Source organism: Dakarella massiliensis (assembly GCF_001182045.1).
In the GTDB taxonomy this organism is placed as follows: Bacteria; Pseudomonadota; Gammaproteobacteria; order Burkholderiales; family Burkholderiaceae_F; genus Mesosutterella; species Mesosutterella massiliensis.
In genome coordinates this window covers 1-20,324 of record NZ_CVTY01000004.1, presented here as the reverse complement: position 1 = coordinate 20,324, position 20,324 = coordinate 1, and the positions used below count along the sequence as shown (strand labels likewise).

The following is a 20,324-nucleotide window of genomic DNA, read 5'->3' as shown; positions in this document are numbered from 1 at the left end:
CATTGTTTTCGGGACGGACTCAGGCAAACTGCCGTCTAAGGAACTCCCCTGACCTTAACAGAATGTAACGGCCCTTTCACCCCCGGTTCGGTATCATAGAAAAATATCCCGCGCTGTACGCGGAACACTCTCTGGCATCCCCTGCCCGGGAGATCCTCTCTTAGGAAAGTTTGTCGCACTGATCATGGAAAATATCCGTCATTTCACCAAACGCTTCAGTCTCGCGGCCTCTGCTGCCGCGGTCTGCGCGCTGACCCTTGCCGGCTGCCAGACAACCGGTCAGAAGACGGCATCCGCCCCTTCCGCTCAGGAATCTTCTTCGGTCGTGGCCGAAAGCGTCAACCGCTTTGACGACGGCACATATGGTTTCATGCTCACACAGGTTCCTTCCATTAAGGGGGCGAAGCCGCTCGGTCTCACCACACTGCAGGCGTTCGAGGGTGAAGGAGTGTACTACTTCAATGACCGCGAGGAGTCGAACTTCCGCATCGATCAGAAGAAGAATGACACCACCTACACCGTGAAAGAGACTTATCCGAAGGGACAGAAAGCTCACGGGTTTGCCTGGGGCACGAACGTGAATTCGATCGTCCGCTCCGGGAACTCCGTTTCCGCTGAATTCCCGAGCTATCTCACCTCAGAACCCGACGGTTCGGTGAAGCTTTACTCGGATAACTCAAAGAACCCGGTCGCGATGCGTCTGAAGCTCTACGCGTTTGATGTGTCCGGTCAGTACATCTATCACTATCTCCGGTCCCGCACAAACTATCCGACTCCGGCTGCCGGCGTGATCTCCGCCCGTTTTCCGAAGGGCTCCGTGGTCTATATGCCTCAGATCGCCATGACGCAGGATCAGTACGTCGTGCTGAAGCCTGATGCCTTTACGGGTGCCGGGAACGTCGAAGGGTTCGTCCGCACGTTCAGCCGCGATATTCCTTACTGCCTCAGCTACCTCCCGCGCGTAGGGTTCAAGGCCTACGGCGTCGTCTTTGACCCGACTGCCGGTGCCGCAGCTCCGACCCAGTTCAAGGTCGTGACGAAGACCCGCTACGTGAAGAATAAGCGCGGCAAGCGCGTGAAGCAGCGTTATCAGGAAAAGGTCGCGATCCCGGCAGAGGGCGCATCCGCCATTCCGACTAACGGCGAAGTGAGCCTTTACTCTGTGAAGACCGGCACGGTCTTCTGCCAGAGCACCTCTAAGACTCCGGAAACCCGCGGCTCCTACAGCATCAAGACGGTTGACGGCACGAAGGGTATCGCCTTCTCCTTCCCGTCCACGGTGAAGGCGCCTGATACGGGCATCTTTGAGCTGTCACGCGACGCCGTGTCACTCGCCCTTGTGGAAATCCACCGCGGCAAGTCGACCACTGTCGTTCCGGGATACTTCGTGAAGGCCGATAAGCCGATCACGGACTTCCAGTACCGCTTCAACGGTGTCGCGGCCAAGGCTGTGCGTGAAGCGCTCGCCTCTGTCCGTCAGCAGGCTCAGAAGTAACTTCCTCCTCCTGGCAGCACTCCTCGTAAAAAAGCCCTCAGGCTCCGCAATGGAACCTGAGGGCTTCATGTTTTCTGTCACCGGGAAAGAGATATGCGAGGCTAATCTTCCAGACCGGCCTCCGGCTTCACTTCCTTCCACGCCAGACGCACAATCTCACCCGCTTTCTTCGTTTTCCAGAGCGCCGGATCCGTGAGGAGCCGTCTCCAGTGACGGGCGCCCCCCGGAAGTCCCAGCGCGAGCCCCATGAGATGATTCACCGCAGTTCTCGCGGCAAGCGGTTCACGCTCCTGCACGAGATCCACATAGTCCGCCATCTGCTCCACCACCTCATCGCGCGAGAGTGTGCTCTCCGGATCGCCATACAGCGCATGATCAACCTCCGTGAGAAGCCAGGGGTTGTTGTACGCCTCACGCCCGAGCATCACGCCATCAAACCGGTTAAGTTCAGTCTGACATTCGCTGAGCGTCTTGATCCCGCCGTTCACGACAAAGATACTGTCCGGGAAATCCGCCTTCAGCCGCGCCGCAAGCTCACGGTCAAGCGGCGGAATATCGCGGTTCTCTTTCGGGGACAGCCCCTTCAGCCACGCGGCTCTCGCGTGCACGATGAAGACCCGGGTGCCGGCCTCATGAACCGTGCCGACAAAGTCACGGACAAAGCCGTAGGATGTCTGATCATCCACGCCGATCCGGTGCTTCACAGTCACCGGAACCGACACGCTGTCCTGCATAGCTTTGAGACAGTCCGCAACCTTCTGCGGGGAAAGCATCAGGACCACGCCGAAGTCTCCGGACTGCACGCGGGGAGAGGGGCAGCCGCAGTTCAGGTTGATCTCATCAAACCCGGCCTCTTCCCCCCATTTCGCGCACTGGGCGAGCTCAGCCGGATTGGATCCGCCAAGCTGCAGTGCGACAGGATTTACGCCTTTCTCATACCCGAGGAGGCGCGTTCGGTTCCCATGCACCAGCGCAGGCGACGCGATCATCTCGGTATAGAGTCTCGCGCGCCTAGAGAGGAGCCTGTGAAAGTGCCGGCACCACTCATCTGTCCAGTCAATCATCGGCGCAACGCAGAAACGCCAGTCCTCAGGCTTCAGCTCTGTCTGAAGTGCCATTATCTTTTTCCGTCCTGATAACACCGGCGGGAGAGCTCCCGCCGATTGAAAAAAAGGGCGGCATTTTTTAATCTGCCGCCCTTCCCCAAACCTACTTCTCGAAGCAGTCGCCGTCGAGATAAAGCCATCGGCCTTCCCGCTTTACGAACCTCGACAGCTCGTGAAGCCTGAAAGCTCCGGCGCCTCCCGAGCGGCCGCGCGCCACGTATTCAACCTCCGCGGTGTCAGGTCCCGTTTCCCGGAACGAGCGGATTTCAAGCCCGAGCCAGGTAATGGGATTGGTTTTCAGATCCAGGTCCGCAGGGCACTTTTCCTCGCACCACGTATCCCGAACATACTTTTCCAGTCCCAGCGCATAGGCGCTGTAGCGGCTTGCCATCAAGCTCCGGGCATCCGGCGCCGGAGTCCCGGCGTGATACCTGCCGCAGCAGTCCTCATACGTCTTCCCGCTGCCGCAGGGGCAGAGGGAAGAGGCGGTATGCTTCGATTTCTTCACTTTCTGAAGCGATTCCGAAGGAATTATTCCTCGGAAACGTCCGGATCACCGAACTCAGCCTGGGCCGCACGGGCAGCGCGCTTGCGTTCGAATTCCTTCAGATAGCGCTTGCGAAGACGGATCGACTTCGGGGTGATTTCCACGAGTTCGTCGTCATTGATGAATTCCACAGCGCTTTCCAGCGTGAGCTGGGTCGGAGGCACAAGGCGGATCGCTTCATCAGAGCCGGAAGCACGCACGTTCGTGAGGTGCTTCGTACGGATCGCGTTCACGACAATGTCGTTTTCACGCGAATGCTCGCCGATGATCATGCCTTCGTACACAGCGTCGCCCGGGCTCACGAAGAGACGGCCGCGTTCCTGGATGTACCAGAGAGCGTAGGCCACGGCATTGCCGTCTTCACCGGAGATGATGGCGCCGGAGCGGCGTTCGCCGACGCTGCCCTGCTTGATCGGGGCGTAGTCGTCAAACACGTGGCTCATGATGCCGGTGCCGCGGCACATCGTCATGAAGAGGCTCTGGAAACCGATCAGGCCGCGGGCCGGGATACGGTACTCAAGGCGCACACGGCCCTTGCCGTCCGGCTCCATGTCGGTGAGTTCGCCCTTGCGGCGGCCGAGCTCTTCCATCACGGAACCCTGATGTTCTTCTTCAACGTCAACCGTCAGGAGCTCATACGGTTCCATCTTGACGCCGTTCTCTTCCTTGATAATCACGCGCGGACGGGACACGGCAATTTCGAATCCCTCGCGGCGCATATTCTCAAGAAGAACCGTGAGATGCAGTTCACCGCGGCCGGACACGAGGAACACCTTCTCATCCTTCGTGTTCTCAACGCGCATGGCGACGTTCGACTTCAGCTCGCGGGCGAGACGCTCACGGATCTGACGGCTCGTCACGAACTTGCCTTCCTTGCCGGCGAGAGGCGACGTGTTCACCATGAATTCCATCTTGAGGGTCGGCTCATCGACGTGCAGCATCGGGAGCGCTTCCGGGTGATCCGTGCTCGTGATGGTCGTGCCGATGTTCAGATCTTCGATACCCGTGACGAGAACGATGTCGCCGGCCTGAGCGGAGGGCGTTTCCTTGCGTTCAAGACCTTCGAACTGAAGAATCTGATTGATCTTGCCGCGCTTCGGCGTATCTTCCGGACCGTCCATGAAGCAGACATTCTGACCGGCGGTCAGGGTGCCGCGGTGCACGCGGCCGATACCGATCTTGCCGACGTAGCTCGAGTAGTCGAGCGAGCAGATCTGAAGAATCAGGTTGCCGTTCGGATCGTCTTCACGGACCGGAACCTTTTCAAGCACGGTGTCGAGAATGGCGTCGAGGTTGCCGATCTTCTTCAGCTCTTCAACGTCGTCAGTGAGGCCGGCGTAGCCGTTAAGAGCGGAGGCGTAGATTACCGGGAAGTCGAGCTGTTCCTCGGTCGCGCCGAGCTTATCGAACAGATCAAACGTCTGGTTCACAACCCACTCAGGGCGGGCACCCGGACGGTCAACCTTGTTCACGATCACGATCGGCTTCAGGCCCTGGGCGAGTGCCTTGCGAGTCACGAAGCGGGTCTGAGGCATCGGGCCGTCGACCGCGTCAACGAGCAGCAGCACACCGTCCACCATGGAGAGCACACGCTCCACTTCACCGCCGAAGTCGGCGTGCCCGGGGGTATCGATGATGTTGATGTGAACGCCCTTCCATTCAACGGCGCAGTTCTTCGCGAGAATCGTGATGCCGCGTTCCTTTTCGATCGCGTTGCTGTCCATCACGCGCTGTTCAACTTCCTGGTTTTCACGGAAGGTGCCGGCACACTTCAGAAGGCCGTCCACCAGGGTCGTCTTACCGTGGTCAACGTGGGCAATAATCGCAATATTGCGAATGGCTCTTGTCATTTCTCTTAGTCTCTTTAATCAGTAGCTATTAATCTTTCCGGAGCAAGCACGCCGCGTTCATTCACCGTAGCGGTCCCCAGCAATTCCTTTCCCGGTCCATAAACCCGCACTCTCCCGCGTTCCGCGAGGTGAAGCGCAAGCCTCTGTCCGTTCTTAAACCTCTCAGTCTCAGCAGCCGCCAGTTCGACGGGCGCGAGGCTCTGGATCAGCTCATCTGGCGGACGGAGCATCGCCCGGCGTTTTATCGCATCGGGTTCCCGCTCCAGTGTCTCCAGAGTAATTGCATCCTTCAGATCCAGATCTCCAACGCGGGTCCGGCAGAGCGCCGACATCGTCGCGCCGCATCCGAGGAGGTGTCCAAGATCTTCAATCAGAGTGCGGATGTAGGTTCCTTTGGAAACCACGCACTCCATTTCCACCGTATTTCCATCAAGCGACAGAATGTCGAAACGGTAGATTGTAACCAGTCTCGGCTCTCTTTCCACCGTTTCACCCTGCCGGGCGAGTCGGTATAGCGCAACCCCGTCACGCTTCAGAGCCGAATACATCGGCGGGATCTGTTTGATCGGACCGGTAAGCTTCGCTGCAGCGGCCTTCACCTCATCAAGCGTTACAGAGACTTCGTGCGTTTTCAGCACAGTCCCCGTACGGTCTCCGGTATCCGTTTCCACACCAAGCGTTGCCACGGCTCTGTAAGCCTTGTCAGCGTGCAGCAGATCGGCGGAGAACTTCGTTGCCTCACCGAAAGCGAGCGGCAGGAGTCCGGTCGCCATCGGATCGAGCGTTCCGCAGTGCCCGGCCTTCGCCGCGTTCAGCAGGCGGCGGGCCGTCTGCAGTTCACGGTTAGAGCTTGCGCCTTCCCCCTTATTCAGGAGGAGTACGCCGTTCACGCGGTCGCCATGATGACCTCTTGGCACGTTACTTCCCCGGATTCTGATCCTGCGCTTCTGCGATCAGCTTATCCATCGCGAAGCCGCGGTCCACACTCGTGTCATACACGAAATGAAGCGTCGGAACCGTGTGGATGCGCAGCTGCCTGAAAATCAGGCTGCGGAGCATGCCGGCCGCGGCGTTAAGTCCTTCGCGGCAGGCTTCCGGTTCAGAACCGATCACCGTGAAATAAATATTCGCGTGCGCATAGTCCGGCGTGATTTCGCAGCCGGTCACAGTGACAAAACCAACCCGAGGATCACGCACCTCTTTCGGGATCAGTTCGGCGATATCACGCGCAATCTGATCGGCAATTCTGGTCGAGCGCCCGGGCTTAGCCTTTCTCACGTTATCTCTACCTCAATTCAAAATTCAAAAAATCAGAATGCCACCTGCCCCCGGACTGATCCGGGGAGAGGCGGCATGCGTTCCGCTGCTTAGAGCGTACGGGCGACTTCCGTCACCTCGAACACTTCCAGCTGATCGCCTTCCTTGATGTCCTCGTAGCCCTTCAGCGAGATACCGCATTCCTGACCGGCATTCATCTCGCGGACGTCATCCTTGAAGTGCTTCAGAGAGGCGAGTTCGCCGGTCCAGATCACCACGTTGTCGCGCAGCAGGCGGATATTCGCGTTGCGGCGGATAACACCTTCCACCACACGGCAGCCGGCGATGTTGCCAACCTTCGGCACGTGAATAACCTGACGGACTTCGGCGAGGCCAAGGTTCGTTTCCTTCTTCACCGGGGCAAGCATACCGCCCATGGCAGCCTTGATCTCGTTCACGGCATCGTAAATGATGTCGTAGTAACGGATCTCAACGCCTTCATGCTCGGCAAGCTTTCTCGCACCGGCATCGGCTCGGACATTGAACCCGACGATGATGGCGCCGGCAGCAATGGCGAGGTTGACGTCGGTTTCAGAAATACCGCCCACCGCGGAGTGAACGATCTGAACGCGGACTTCGTCGGTCGACAGCTTCTGGAAGGCCTGGACGATAGCTTCCTGGGAACCCTGAAGGTCAGCCTTGACAATGAGGGGCAGAGTCTTCTGCTTGCCGTCATTATCCTTGAAGATGTTCTGCAGGCTGGCGGCCTGAGCCTTCGCGAGCTTCACGTCACGGTACTTGCCCTGGCGGAAGAGAGCGATTTCACGGGCCTTGCGTTCATCCGGCAGGACGAAGAATTCGTCACCGGCCTGCGGAATACCGGAGAGACCCTGAATTTCCACCGGGATCGACGGACCGGCATCTTTCACGGGCTTGCCGTTCTCGCCAACCATCGCTCGGACACGACCGAACTGAGCACCGGCGAGCACCACGTCGCCGCGGTTAAGACGGCCGGACTGCACGAGGACAGAGGCCACCGGGCCGCGGCCGCGGTCGAGTCGGGATTCCAGCACGACACCGCGGGCCAGACCCTGATCCGGAGCCTTGAGTTCCAGCATTTCAGCCTGAAGCAGCACGTTTTCCAGCAGCTCATCAATACCGAGGCCGGTCTTCGCGGACACATTCACGAACGGAGCGTCACCGCCGTACTCTTCCGGAATCACCTCATTCTGCACGAGCTCCTGCTTCACCACTTCCGGATGGGCGCCGGGCTTATCGCACTTATTGATGGCGACAACGATCGGCACGCCGGCAGAACGGGCGTGGGCGATAGCTTCCTTCGTCTGGGGCATGACGCCGTCATCGGCGGCAACCACCAGAATCACGATATCCGTCACCTGGGCACCGCGGGCACGCATGGCGGTAAACGCCTCATGGCCCGGGGTATCGAGGAAGGTGATGATGCCGCGCGGCGTCTTCACGTGGTAAGCGCCGATGTGCTGCGTAATGCCGCCCGCTTCGCCGGCCGCCACACGGGTGCGGCGGATGTAGTCGAGGAGGGAGGTCTTGCCGTGGTCGACGTGGCCCATGATCGTAACGACCGGGGGACGCGGAACCGCGGGGTATTCATTCTTGTCACCGATTTCGCCGAGGAAGGCTTCAGGATCGTCAGCCTTGGCGACGACCGGCTTGTGGCCCATTTCCTCAACAACGATCATCGCGGTGTCCTGATCGAGCATCTGGTTGATGGTGACCATCTGGCCATCCTTCATCAGCTGCTTGATCACTTCCGTCGCCTTCACGGCCATCTTGCGGGCGAGATCTGCGACCGAAATGGTCTCAGGAACTTCCACTTCGCGCACGATCGGTTCATTCGACTGATTCTGCGAGGAGTTGCCGCCATGATGACGGTCCTGACGGCGGCCGCGGCCGCTGCGCCAGGAGGAACCATCATCATCCATGCCGCGGGTCTTGATCTGACGATGACGGCCTTCGTCATCGCGGTGTTCGCCGGCCTTGCGGGTCTTCTTCGCGGGGCGGGCGGAAGCGCCGTCACCGGAAGCCTTCGGAGCGGCAGCCGGACGCATATGGGCCGGGCGCTTCTGTTCGGTCTTCTTGGCAGCGGTCTTCGCGGGCTTCGATTCTTCAGCCTTCGTCTCAGGCTTCGCTTCCTCTGCGGGCTTCGGCTTCGGGGCGTTCCTCGGACGGTTCAGCATTTCGCGGATAGCAGCGGCCTCAGCCTCAGCCTTCGCACGGGCAGCGGCGCGGCGCTTTTCTTCCTCTTCACGCTGCTTTGCGCGGGCAGCATTCAGAGCGGCAGCCTCACGGCGGGCAGCTTCAGCCGGATCCACCTTGGCGGCCTTTTCAGCAGCAGCCTTGGCCTGCATGGCGCGAGAGGCGCGGATTGCAGCCGCGTCACGCTCGGCGCGGGCGCGTTCCTCAGCCTGACGGCGGGCACGCGAGGCGTTCTTCTGCTCACGCTGGGACTTTTCATGCTCAGCTGCTGCGCGGGCCTTTTCCTCAGCGGCGCGGCGTTCAGCCTCTTCAGCGGCACGGCGCTTTTCAGCCTCAGCCGCCTCACGGGCCTCGGCTTCCTTGCGGGCGGCTTCTTCAGCTGCCTTCTTCGCGCTTTCTTCAGCGGCGCGGGCGGCCTCTTCAGCCTGGCGGGAAGCCTGCTCAGCGGCCTCACGGTCGGCGCGGGCTTTGTCCTCAGCATTGCGGGCCGCAAGTTCCTTCTGGATCTCAGCGTCCCGGGCAGCTTCCGCTGCCGGATTCTTCACAAACACACGGCGGCGGCGCACTTCCACCTGAACGGTGCGGGTGCGGCCCGTGGAGTCAGCCTTCTTGATTACGGACTTTTCCTTGCGGGTAACCGTAATTCTGCGGGGCTTTTTCGGCGCCTCGCTGCTTTCCTCATTCGCGCGCTCTAGGCGGAGCGATTCAAGCAGCTTCGTCTTATCGCCTTCGGAAAGCTCGTCGGTTTCAGAGTTCTTGCTCACACCGGCTGCCTTCAGCTGAGCGAGCAGGGTCTTGGCTGCTACCTTCAATTCCTGGGCGAATTCGAAAACTGTTTTATTTGCCATAAATATTTTTTCCCCTAATCTCTTTCAGCCTACGGATAAACCACTGCGCGAGCTGCAATAATCAGATCGGCGGCCGTTTTCTCATCAAAGCCAGTCTTTTCAACCAATTCGTCAGTGGCCAAATCAGCCAAATCATTAACGTTTCTGACGCCAGCGGTCACAAGAGCGCTCACCTTATCGCCGTCAAGCCCCGGAAGCTCCAGCAGGCTCTTATCGGCGAGGCGGAGATTCTCTTCACGCTTGATGGCGCGGCGCGTCAGCACTGAACGGGCGCGGGAACGAAGCTCCTTGACGGTGTCCTCATCAAACGCGCCGATTTCGAGCAGCTCCTTCTCGGGGATGTAGGCAACGTCTTCGATGGAGGCAAGGCCTGCATCGATCAGAGCATCAGCGGCATCTTCATCAAGATCAAGCTGTTCCATGAACTCGCGGCGGCTGGCGTCGGTTTCGGTCTTGTGCTTCTCGTCAGCCTGATCAGCCGTCATGATATTGATCTGCCAGCCAGTCAGCTCAGAGGCGAGACGCACATTCTGACCGCGGCTACCGATCGCCACGGCGAGCTTCTCTTCCGGAACCACCACATCAGCGCTCTTGTCGTCCTCGTTCAGAACAATGGACTGAACTTCAGCCGGCTTCAGAGCCTCAAGCACGTAGAGAGCCGGATCCTCATTCCAGAGCACGATATCGATGTGCTCGTTGGAGAGTTCGGCCGTCACCGCGTTCACGCGGCTGCCATGGATACCAACGCAGGTTCCGATCGGGTCAATGCGGGAGTCGTGAGCGAGCACAGCCACCTTGGCACGAAGGCCGGGGTCGCGGGCAACGCTCTTGATCTCGAGGAGACCCTCTTCGATTTCGGGAACTTCAAGCTCGAACAGCTTCTTCAGGAAGTCCGGGCTCGTGCGGGAAAGAATGACCTGCTTGCCGCGCTGGCTGTCTTCAACGCGCAGCACGTAAGCCTTCACACGGTCCCCAGGATGAATATTTTCGCGCGAGATCATCTGGTCACGCGGGAGACGGGCATCAAGGCGGCCGAGCTCAACGATCGCGTCGCCCTTGTCCATACGCTTCACCTGCCCGCTCACGATCGACTCGCCGCGGTCAAGGAATTCCTTCACGATCTGAGCACGCTCGGCATCGCGGAGACGCTGCAGGATAACCTGCTTCGCGTCCTGAGCAAAACGGCGGGCATCAGAGTGAGCCGGGGTCACCGGACGGACGATGTAATCGCCCTCGGCGAGATCAGGATAGTCGTCATGAATATCGCTGAACATTTCCTCACGGTCAGGCTCCTGCAGGCCCTGTTCGTCAGGAACAATCAGCCAGCGGCGCTCAGCGGAATAGTCACCCGTTTCGCGGTCGATATGCGCCACCACATCCGCATCCTCGCCCGGGAAAGTCGAGCGCTTGATTGCCGTGGCGAGAGCCACTTCCACAACGCCAAACACGACATCGATGTCAACGCTCTTCTCGTGGGCAAGAACCTCGACCATATCAAGAAGATCTTTGCCGCTCATCGCTTTATTCATTTACGTCCACCTTTAAAATCAAGTTCTGCAATCAAGTGCGCGTGTTCTACTTCGGAGAGGGGGAATTCCACCGTAATGGGGGCTGCCTGCTCATGAGAACGTCCGCCCTTGCGGGCCTCCAGCCGGCCGCGGAACGCCTGAGACGGCGTGCGGAAAGGCTTCTCGCCCGTGAATTCAAATTGAATCTGTTCGCTGCCCGGCTCGCCTGAAACCGAAAGAATCCGGCCGTCAAGCTTGCGGCGCCCCGCTTCAGGAAAACCTTCGGCAAACATCGGGGCGAAGAGTTCCACGTGAGCCAGAGAACCCGCGAAACGGATCCAGTCCTTTGCTTTCTTCAGAGGTCTTTCAACACCCGGGCTCGTGACTTCGAGCCGCTTGTAATCCACATCTTCCGCGGCGAAAAGAGCGGTCAGCTGATTGCTGACGGCCTCGCAGTCGTTGACCGAAATGCCCCCCTCCTGTTCCGTGTCAATCGTGACGCGGAGCATAGAGCCAGGAAGGCGTTCCAGTTCAACAAATTCATATCCCATTCCTTCGACGGTATGGGCAATTGCCTCGCTCAAATCCATTGTTCTGGCAGTCATGTACTCTTTATATGTTCTTCGTTAGATAACTAACTGACAATTAAAAATGTTCAAAAAAAAATGGGCTCAGCGCCCATTTTCATCCGCCCGAATTCATGTCGGGCATTCCGGAATCTGAAAAAACGAAACCGGATATATGAAACCGAGACGCAGGACCAAACAGCAGTCCTGCGATTTAATTTTTGAATTATAACCTATTTTTTTCTCTCATTGCTAGGAAAATCCCGCAAAATTAAAGGCGGGTACCGCTTCCATGGGCCCTTGGGCGGCGGGCTCCTGTACGGCCTGATGCACCCTCGCGGTTTTCTCTCTTCGGGGCCTGTGACCGGCGGTCTCTTCGCTGCGCGGACTTTCTGCCGTGACCGCGGGAAAATTCTCCTTTCTCAGCCGCCTTCTGCTGCGCAAGCTTCAGGTGAAGGAGCCACTCCTGCACGGATTCCCGGCTCATTTCAGACTTTTCACCGCGCCTCAGACCGCGCGGCAGCTCGAGGTCACCGAACCGCACCCGGATCAGCCGGCTCACCACAAGACCGACCGCTTCAAACATGCGGCGCACTTCACGGTTCCGGCCTTCGGAAAGACGCACGAGATACCAGTGATTGAGTCCCGTGCCGCCCTGATCGGAAATATGAGCAAAACGGGCCGGACCATCGTCCAGCATCACACCGGTTACCAGGCGCTCTCCCATCTCGTCTGTGAGTTCGCCTGTCACACGCACCATATATTCACGCTCGATCGCGTTTCTGGGATGCATGAGAAGGTTCGCGAGCTGACCGCTCGATGTAAAGATCAGCAGTCCCTCCGTATTGAAGTCGAGGCGTCCGACCACAATCCAGCGCCCTTTATCGATCGGGGGCAGATGATCAAAGACGCTCGGACGGCCTTCGGGATCCTTCATTGAAACAATTTCACCCTCAGGCTTGTTATAAAGGAGCACGCGCGGCAGATCTTCCTCCGCGTCATCCCGCGAGACCTTTTTCCCATCCACGCGGATCTCATCCTCTGGAAACACGCGCAGTCCGAGATAGGCAGTTTTCCCATTCACCTCCACACGGCCGTCATCAATAACGGTCTCCATGGCGCGCCGCGATCCGAGTCCCAGATCGGCGAGCACCTTCTGAAGCTTTTCAGACTTACCGCTTGCCTTGGCCTTCATCGCGGAAAGCGTGCGTTCAGCCTCGAGCTCCGACCCGGAGGTCACTTCCGGCATGCCGGGCTTTTCTTCAGGATTCGTCATTTTTCTGCTCTTCCGTTTCTAAAGGTTCATCAGATGCTTCCGGCTCAGACTCCCGGACCGGTTCGGGATTCGCTTCGGCCGCGGAATCAGCCCCCGCGCCGTTCTTTGAGAGATCTTCGAAACCGGGCAGGCGGGGCTGCACTTCGGTGCTTTCCGGAACAACCGGAAGCGCTCTGAGGGACTCCAGTGTGAAGTCTTCCAGAAATTTCGCGGTCGTCGCCCAAAGTGCCGGCCGGCCAGGAGTATCGCGGTGCCCCACGCATTCGATCCAGTCCCGGTCCTGGAGCTGCTTCATGATGTTGGAGTTCACCGTGACTCCGCGGATATCTTCAATATCACCTCGTGTCACTGGCTGTTTATAGGCAATAATCGCGAGTGTCTCTAGAAAGCTGCGCGAGTAGCGGGGCGGCTTTTCCGTTGTGAGGCGTCTCAGGTAAGGTTCAAGCTCTGAGCTGCCGGAAAAACGCCATCCACCGGCCACCTCGGTGAGGTGCACCGCGAGGCCGGACCATTTCTGCTGAATCTCCTCCAGCCACTTCAGAATGTCGCTCCGGCTGTAGGCATTCGAAAAAAGGAGCCGCATCTCGCGGACAGTCAGCGGACGGCCGGCGGTTAAAAGCGCACCCTCCAAGATCACCAGAGGATTTTCTAGCGGCATCTTCTCTAAAACGTCTATTAAAAAGCGATTAATCGATTAATATTTTCGGATCCGGTGTCTTTCCCAACGCAAAGGGCAGAAGCCGGAGGCATTTCCCCGGCCCTGAGACATCAGACCGGCACTGAGTTTAACACGACCCCCCGGCCGCCGGCCGGGCTGAAAATGCGCCTGAAGGCGATGGAGACGCGGATGCCTGCAACCAACGGAAGAAAGAAGCGACTCACACCGAAACAGTTTGCCGTCTTCAAATTCATCCGCGATCAGATTTCCACATCCGGAGTCCCCCCGTCACGGAAGGAAATCGCGGACCATTTCGGTTTTTCATCCCCGAACGCGGCGGAAAGCCATCTCAGGGCACTTGAACGGAAAGGACTGATTTCTACCGTGCCGCACCAGGCGCGCGGCATCCGTCTGGAGGTTGCGTCGGCTCCAAAATCCTCCCTTCCCAAGGCGGAAAAAAAACTCGGTCCAAAAACTGTTTCTCTTGAGCTCCAGGACAACCGGCTCCACGTGGGTTCTTCTGATGTTCAGGAAGTCTTCGAGGTGACGGACAGCGAGCTTGAATCCGATGGCATTTCAAAAGGGGACCTGGCGGTCATCCGAGCCATTTCGGAGCCTGGACCTTCAGAAGGCTATCTTCTGATCCGTGAGAACGGACAGAAGCGCCTGATGCGGTCCATAGAGTACCTGGAAAAGAAAGAAAAAGCCGAAGCCGTCCCGGAGCTGGTAGGAAGAGCCGTGACACTGTATCACAGACTCTGCATCGCTCCGGATCTGGCTCCGGCTGATGGGACTCAGAAGAGCTGAGACCCGACCGCCTTACAGAATCTTCGAGAAGAACTGCTTCGTACGGTTATGCTGCGGGTTCGCGAAGACTTCCTCCGGAACTCCCTGTTCAACAATCTGACCGTCGGCCATAAAGATCAGGCGGTCGCCGACTTCACGGGCAAAACCCATCTCATGCGTCACGACGATCATCGTCATGCCGTCATTTGCGAGCTTCTTCATGACGTCAAGCACTTCCTTCACCATTTCCGGGTCAAGGGCAGACGTGGGCTCGTCAAACAGCATGACTTTGGGGTTCATCGCGAGAGAACGGGCGATAGCGACACGCTGCTGCTGACCGCCGGAAAGGTTCTTCGGATAAACGTTCGCCTTATCCTTCAGACCCACCATATCAAGAAGTTCAAGCGCCTTCTTTTCAGCCACTTCACGGCTTTCGCCGCGGACCCGCATCGGAGCGAGCATGATGTTCTGAAGAACAGTCTTATTCTCAAACAGGTTGAAGTGCTGGAACACCATGCCGACTTCAGCGCGGATCCGGTTGAGATTCGTCTTCGGCTCAATCTTCTCGCCATCCACCCAGATTTCGCCTGAGGAAGCTTCCTCCAGGTAGTTGATGCAGCGCAGCATGGTCGATTTGCCGGAACCCGACGGGCCAATCACAACGACCACTTCTTTCGGAGCCACGGTCAGGTTGATGCCGTGGAGGACCTCGATATCACCGTACCGCTTGTGAAGGTCCTTAATCTCAATCATGGTTTTCTTATCGTTCATCTGTTCTGAATTTCCGTTCAAGGAAGGCAACAAACTGAGAAATCGTAAGCGTCATCGCAAGATAAATAATGGCGACGCTGGTCCAGATTTCAAACGAGCCGTAGGTCTGAGCAATAATCAGCTGACCGGAACGGGTCAGTTCTTCGAAACCGATCACGGACACCAGGGAGCTGTCCTTCAGCATGGCAATGAATTCGTTGCCAAGCGGGGGAATGATCCGCTTGAAAGCCTGCGGAATAACGATCTCGCGCATGGTCTGGAACCAGGTGAGACCGAGCGAGCGACCAGCTTCAGTCTGACCGCGGTCCACGGACTGAATACCGGCACGGAAGATTTCCGCCACATAGGCACCGGAATTGATAGAGCAGGCAGCCACCGCCGCAACAAACGGGTCAACTCGGGTATTGAGAATGACCGGCAGCGCAAAATAAATCAGGAAGATCTGAATCAGAAGCGGAGTGCCGCGGATGAAATCCACGTAGCAGCGAGCGGGGATCCTCACCCACCAGTACGGCGTGAGTGACGCGACGCCGGCGAGCAAGCCGAAAATCAACCCCAGGCCGACGGAAAGGGCCGTAATCTTCAATGTCACTAGCGCGCCCTGCAGGAGTAGCGGCAGAGATGACATCACGAGTGAGAAGTCAAAATCCATTGGGAAGATCCAAAAGTTTATTTAGAAATTTTTATGGCAATGAAAACCGCGTTTCATTTGCTTGAATTGGATTGCTAATAATAGACCACACAGCGTACAGATACCACTGAAAAAGCTAACTTTGAGCAGAAAAAAAGCTGACCCTTAATCGGGTCAGCTTTTTTCATAGTTTATAGGCGGGATCAGCCGGCTCTCTGCTTCTCAATTTTATCGAGGAAGGTTTCCTTTTCACCCTCTTCGTGCCAACGATGGAAGACCGTGGCAAGAATCGGTCCGGAAACGTTGTGCCAGAAGGAGAACACCGCGGACGGCACGGCAGCCATCGGCATAGCAGCGAAGTGGGTGGTAGCAAGAGCGACACCAAGGCCTGAATTCTGCATACCCACTTCAATAGCGAGGCACTTCCGTTTGGCGAGGTTGAGACCAAGAAGCTTCGCGGTCCAGTAACCGAAGAGATAGCCAAAACCGTTATGAAGCACGACAACCAGAAAAACGAGCGGGCCGACAGCAAGAAGCTTATTCGCGGTCGCGGCAACGACGGCAGCCACAATCAGAGCGATGGCAACAACTGAGATAAGCGGCATAGCGGCGGCGAAGCCCTCCACCTTCTTGCCAAATACCGTGTGAACCACAACACCGAGAGCAATCGGGAGAAGCACGATTTTGACAATGCTGATAAACATAGCAACCGGGGAAATATCAACCCACTGCTTAGCGAACACCCAGATCAGGAACGGTGTCACAACCGGGGCGAGAAGCGTAGTGCAGGAAGTGATCGTCACAGAGAGCGTAAGATCACCACGGGCGAGGAACGTCATCACGTTGGAAGCGGTACCGCCGGGGCAGCAGCCAACCAGAATGACGCCGACCGCAATCTCAGGCGGCAGATGCATCACAAGGCAGAGCAGGTAGGCAACGATCGGCATAATGAGGAACTGGGACAGAATGCCGATAAGCACATCACGGGGCTGGCGAACAACTTCGCGGAAGTCAGAGGCCGTAAGAGTCAGACCCATACCGAACATGACAACACCAAGCAGCGGGGCAATATAAGCACCCAACGGCTTAAAGGTGGACGGGAAGGCATAGGCAAGTGCGCCAACAACAATGACCCAAAGCGCAAATGTCTTATTGAAGAAAAGACTTAATTTTGCTAACAGCTGCATGATGGTGGTTCCAATATAAGAAGGAAATCCGGCAGATCCTGTTTTATTTCTTCCTCTGCCAGTTCTCAGGGAAGACAGGCTGTCTGCTGGTAACCAAAATCCTCTCCAACGGAATCAATGTTGGAATATATATATTTTATATTTCTATCCAGAAAATGCCGTTCTGATAGCCTTTATGCGCTATTTTTAGTGTGATTATTCTGATTTAAAAGCTAAAACGTAGGTAACTTTGCTTAGAAAAAAGATCTCATCAACATCCCGGAAAATAGGTTAGGTTCAGAAAATATATAAATATCTAACAAGAAACAAATAAAAAAGAGGCGGGAGCGTCAGCTCCTGCCTCTTTTTATCTGGTTTTCCAGGCGCGCATAAAACAAAACCCTCGAAAGAAAAACTTTCGAGGGTCTTGAAAGGGGAGCCTGACAGTGACCTACTTTCACCGGAAATACAACCGACTATCATTGGCGCGAGAGCGTTTCACCGTCCTGTTCGGAATGGGAAGGGGTGGGGCCACTCTGCTATGGCCGTCAGGCAAAGGCTTTGCTTTCAAAGTTTTTTAGGACTTCTGAAGCGAATTCTTTGGGAAGGAATGAAATCACATGGCTTGCTTTTCCACATTCACACACTTCTTTCTTTTTGCAAGCTTCCTTTCAAAACCTTTGCTGTCATTTAACTAAGCAGCACGGTTATAGGATCAAGCCGCACGGGCAATTAGTACCAGTTAGCTTCACGCCTCACAGCGCTTCCACACCTGGCCTATCAACGTCCTGGTCTCGGACGACCCTTCAGGGAGGTCAAGCCTCCGGGAAGACTAATCTTCAGGCAAGTTTCCCGCTTAGATGCTTTCAGCGGTTATCTCTTCCGCACATAGCTACTCGGCAATGCGACTGGCGTCACAACCGATACACCAGAGGTGCGTCCACTCCGGTCCTCTCGTACTAGGAGCAGCCCCTGTCAATCTTCCAGCGCCCGCGGTAGATAGGGACCAAACTGTCTCACGACGTTTTAAACCCAGCTCACGTACCTCTTTAAATGGCGAACAGCCATACCCTTGGGACCGGCTACAGCCCCAGGATGAGATGAGCCGACATCGAGGTGCCAAACACCGCCGTCGATATGAACTCTTGGGCGGTATCAGCCTGTTATCCCCAGAGTACCTTTTATCCGTTGAGCGATGGCCCTTCCATGCAGAAGCCACCGGATCACTATGACCTGCTTTCGCATCTGCTCGACTTGTCTGTCTCGCAGTCAGGCACGCTTTTCCCATTGCAGTATCCTCACGATTTCCGACCGTGATTAGCGTACCTTCGCACTCCTCCGTTACCCTTTAGGAGGAGACCGCCCCAGTCAAACTGCCCACCATGCACGGTCCCCAGCCAGGATTACTGGCCCAGGTTAGAACCTCAAACAAATCAGGGCGGTATTTCAACGACGGCTCCGAATGAACTGGCGTCCATTCTTCAAAGCCTCCCGCCTATCCTACACAGATCGGTTCAAAGTCCAATGCAAAGCTACAGTTAAGGTTCATGGGGTCTTTCCGTCTAGCCGCGGGGAGATTGCATCATCACAAACATTTCAATTTCACTGAGTCTCGGGAGGAGACAGTGTGGCCATTATTATGCCATTCGTGCAGGTCGGAACTTGCCCGACAAGGAATTTCGCTACCTTAGGACCGTTATAGTTACGGCCGCCGTTTACTGGGACTTCGATCAGGAGCTTGCACCCCATCAATTAATCTTCCAGCACCGGGCAGGCATCACGCCCTATACGTCGACTTTCATCTTTGCAGAGCGCTGTGTTTTTAGTAAACAGTTACAGCCACCGATTCTCTGAGACCTCTTCGCCCTTTGGGTTTCTCTCCCATCAAGCTACAAAGGCACACCTTCTTCCGAAGTTACGGTGTCAATTTGCCGAGTTCCTTCTCCCGAGTTCTCTCAAGCGCCTGAGCATATTCAGCTCACCCACCTGTGTCGGTTTACGGTACGGTCGCCGTTGAACTGAAGCTTAGAGGTTTTTCCTGGAAGCGCTTCCAGTGGCTTCGTCTTCAAAAGAAGACCCGATCCTTCGTCCTGGGTATACGCCTGCGGATTTGCCTGCAGGCACCCATCGCTCGGAAGCCGGGACATCCAACACCCGGTCCACTCTGGCTGCTCCGTCACCCCATCGCATTCAACGCCGGTTCAGGAATATTAACCTGATTTCCATCAGCTACGCTTCTCAGCCTGGCCTTAGGAACCGACTCACCCTGCTCCGATTAACGTAGAGCAGGAAACCTTGGGTTTGCGGCGAGCGGGCTTTTCACCCGCTTTATCGTTACTCATGTCAGCATTCGCACTTCTGATACCTCCAGCAGACCTTACGATCCACCTTCGCAGGCTTACAGAACGCTCCCCTACCACTCACACTAAAAGTATGAATCCGCAGCTTCGGTTATCAACTTAGCCCCGTTACATCTTCCGCGCGGAAGGACTCGATCAGTGAGCTATTACGCTTTCTTTGAAGGATGGCTGCTTCTAAGCCAACTTCCTGACTGTTTTAGCCTTTCCACTTCGTTTTCCACTTAGCTGATATTAGGGACCTTAGCTGGCGGTCTGGGTTGATTCCCTTTTGAGTCCGGACGTTAGCACCCGGTGCTCTGTCTCCTGTACGAAGCTTTCTGGTATTCGGAGTTTGCCATAGTTTGGTAAGACGCCATGTCCCCCTAGCTATAACAGTGCTCTACCCCCAGAAGCTCATATACAAGGCACTACCTCAATAGTTTTCGGGGAGAACCAGCTATCTCCAGATTTGTTAAGCCTTTCACCCCTAACCACAGCTCATCCTCTGGTTTTGCAACACCAGTAGGTTCGGCCCTCCAGTGTGTGTTACCACACCTTCAGCCTGGCCATGGTTAGCTCATCTGGTTTCGGGTCTATGCCATGCGACTGAATCGCCCTGTTCGGACTCGCTTTCGCTGCGCCTCCCCTAGTCGGTTAGGCTTGCCACATAACATAAGTCGCTGACCCATTATGCAAAAGGTACGCAGTCACCCCGAAGGGCTCCTACTGTTTGTATGCATGCGGTTTCAGAATCTATTTCACTCCCCTCCCGGGGTTCTTTTAACCTTTCCTTCACAGTACTAGTACGCTATCGGTCGATCACGAGTATTTAGCCTTGGAGGATGGTCCCCCCATGTTCAGCCAGGGTTTCACGTGCCCCGACCTACTTTTCGAATCCTCAGTACCTTGAGATAAACGTCCCGTACGGGGCTATCACCCACTATGGCGAGCCTTTCCAGACTCTTCCAGTGTTTTTCTCAATATCGAATTCAGGCTGTTCCGGTTTCGCTCGCCGCTACTTCCGGAATCTCGGTTGATTTCTTTTCCTGCAGCTACTGAGATGTTTCAGTTCGCCGCGTTCGCCTCCATACGCTATGTATTCACGCATGGATCAAGCTAAAGCTTGGAGTTCCCTCATTCGGAGACCCCCGGATCAAAGCTCGTTGTCAGCTCCCCGGGGCTTTTCGCAGACTGCCGCGTCCTTCATCGCCTGTGATCGCCAAGGCATCCACCACATGCACTTAGTCGCTTGATCCTATAACCCTGCCGCCTTTTACCCGGCACG

General features: G+C 56.5%; 15 protein-coding genes and 2 rRNA genes. 2 read left to right on the top strand and 15 right to left on the bottom strand.

Annotation, left to right across the window (positions count from 1 at the left end; all coding sequences use genetic code 11):
• The first annotated feature begins 184 nt into the window (after nucleotides 1–184).
• On the top strand, nucleotides 185–1,495 hold the full coding sequence (locus BN1936_RS00270; protein ID WP_022443463.1) for a hypothetical protein: 1,311 nt from the start codon (nucleotides 185–187) through the stop codon (nucleotides 1,493–1,495).
• A gap of 101 nt (nucleotides 1,496–1,596) precedes the next feature.
• Here the strand turns inward: BN1936_RS00270 and dusA are convergent, their stop codons facing one another.
• The 10 genes from dusA to scpB all read right to left on the bottom strand — a co-directional run bounded on the left by dusA (nucleotide 1,597) and on the right by scpB (nucleotide 13,325).
• Nucleotides 1,597–2,613, bottom strand: coding sequence for a tRNA dihydrouridine(20/20a) synthase DusA (dusA, locus tag BN1936_RS00265; protein WP_022443462.1), 1,017 nt, complete (start codon nucleotides 2,611–2,613; stop codon nucleotides 1,597–1,599).
• 91 nt (nucleotides 2,614–2,704) lie between these two features.
• Entirely contained in the window at nucleotides 2,705–3,109 is a 405-nt protein-coding gene (locus BN1936_RS00260) for a YchJ family protein (RefSeq protein ID WP_049686380.1), read from the bottom strand.
• A gap of 23 nt (nucleotides 3,110–3,132) precedes the next feature.
• Complete coding sequence (gene typA, locus BN1936_RS00255) at nucleotides 3,133–4,998, bottom strand: translational GTPase TypA (protein WP_022443461.1); 1,866 nt, start codon at nucleotides 4,996–4,998, stop codon at nucleotides 3,133–3,135.
• A gap of 14 nt (nucleotides 4,999–5,012) precedes the next feature.
• Nucleotides 5,013–5,915, bottom strand: coding sequence for a tRNA pseudouridine(55) synthase TruB (gene truB / locus BN1936_RS00250; RefSeq protein WP_022443460.1), 903 nt, complete (start codon nucleotides 5,913–5,915; stop codon nucleotides 5,013–5,015).
• A gap of 1 nt (nucleotide 5,916) precedes the next feature.
• Entirely contained in the window at nucleotides 5,917–6,276 is a 360-nt protein-coding gene (gene rbfA / locus BN1936_RS00245) for a 30S ribosome-binding factor RbfA (protein ID WP_049686378.1), read from the bottom strand.
• A gap of 89 nt (nucleotides 6,277–6,365) precedes the next feature.
• Nucleotides 6,366–9,338 (bottom strand): translation initiation factor IF-2, encoded by a 2,973-nt coding sequence (gene infB, locus BN1936_RS00240; protein ID WP_049686377.1) that lies wholly within the window; start codon nucleotides 9,336–9,338, stop codon nucleotides 6,366–6,368.
• Nucleotides 9,339–9,367: 29 nt separating this feature from the next.
• A complete protein-coding gene (nusA, locus tag BN1936_RS00235) occupies nucleotides 9,368–10,867 on the bottom strand; it encodes a transcription termination factor NusA (RefSeq protein WP_232422041.1) in 1,500 nt (499 codons plus the stop codon).
• On the bottom strand, nucleotides 10,864–11,451 hold the full coding sequence (gene rimP, locus BN1936_RS00230) for a ribosome maturation factor RimP (protein WP_174703614.1): 588 nt from the start codon (nucleotides 11,449–11,451) through the stop codon (nucleotides 10,864–10,866). Before rimP ends, nusA begins: the two co-directional genes overlap by 4 nt.
• A gap of 232 nt (nucleotides 11,452–11,683) precedes the next feature.
• Entirely contained in the window at nucleotides 11,684–12,688 is a 1,005-nt protein-coding gene (rluB, locus tag BN1936_RS00225; protein WP_022442994.1) for a 23S rRNA pseudouridine(2605) synthase RluB, read from the bottom strand.
• The gene (gene scpB / locus BN1936_RS00220; protein WP_157274767.1) at nucleotides 12,675–13,325 is read right to left on the bottom strand and encodes an SMC-Scp complex subunit ScpB; all 651 of its coding nucleotides are present in this window, start codon (nucleotides 13,323–13,325) and stop codon (nucleotides 12,675–12,677) included. The genes rluB and scpB overlap by 14 nt, the downstream gene beginning before the upstream one ends.
• Nucleotides 13,326–13,535: 210 nt before the next feature.
• Here scpB and BN1936_RS11135 point away from each other — a divergent pair, with 210 nt between their 5' ends.
• Nucleotides 13,536–14,153 carry a LexA family protein gene (locus BN1936_RS11135; protein ID WP_082164421.1) on the top strand — a complete coding sequence of 206 codons (618 nt, stop codon included), beginning with the start codon at nucleotides 13,536–13,538 and terminating at the stop codon, nucleotides 14,151–14,153.
• 12 nt (nucleotides 14,154–14,165) lie between these two features.
• On the opposite strand, the gene BN1936_RS00210 is transcribed toward BN1936_RS11135, so the two are convergent.
• The 5 genes from BN1936_RS00210 to BN1936_RS00190 form a co-directional block, all read right to left on the bottom strand.
• The gene (locus tag BN1936_RS00210) at nucleotides 14,166–14,885 is read right to left on the bottom strand and encodes an amino acid ABC transporter ATP-binding protein (RefSeq protein WP_049686468.1); all 720 of its coding nucleotides are present in this window, start codon (nucleotides 14,883–14,885) and stop codon (nucleotides 14,166–14,168) included.
• Between the two features lie 7 nt (nucleotides 14,886–14,892).
• The gene (locus BN1936_RS00205; protein WP_022442990.1) at nucleotides 14,893–15,555 is read right to left on the bottom strand and encodes an amino acid ABC transporter permease; all 663 of its coding nucleotides are present in this window, start codon (nucleotides 15,553–15,555) and stop codon (nucleotides 14,893–14,895) included.
• A gap of 182 nt (nucleotides 15,556–15,737) precedes the next feature.
• Nucleotides 15,738–16,721 carry a bile acid:sodium symporter family protein gene (locus tag BN1936_RS00200; RefSeq protein ID WP_022442989.1) on the bottom strand — a complete coding sequence of 328 codons (984 nt, stop codon included), beginning with the start codon at nucleotides 16,719–16,721 and terminating at the stop codon, nucleotides 15,738–15,740.
• 417 nt (nucleotides 16,722–17,138) lie between these two features.
• Nucleotides 17,139–17,253 (bottom strand): 5S ribosomal RNA (gene rrf / locus BN1936_RS00195).
• A gap of 158 nt (nucleotides 17,254–17,411) precedes the next feature.
• Nucleotides 17,412–20,294, bottom strand: a 23S ribosomal RNA gene (locus BN1936_RS00190).
• Between the last annotated feature and the right edge of the window lie 30 nt (nucleotides 20,295–20,324).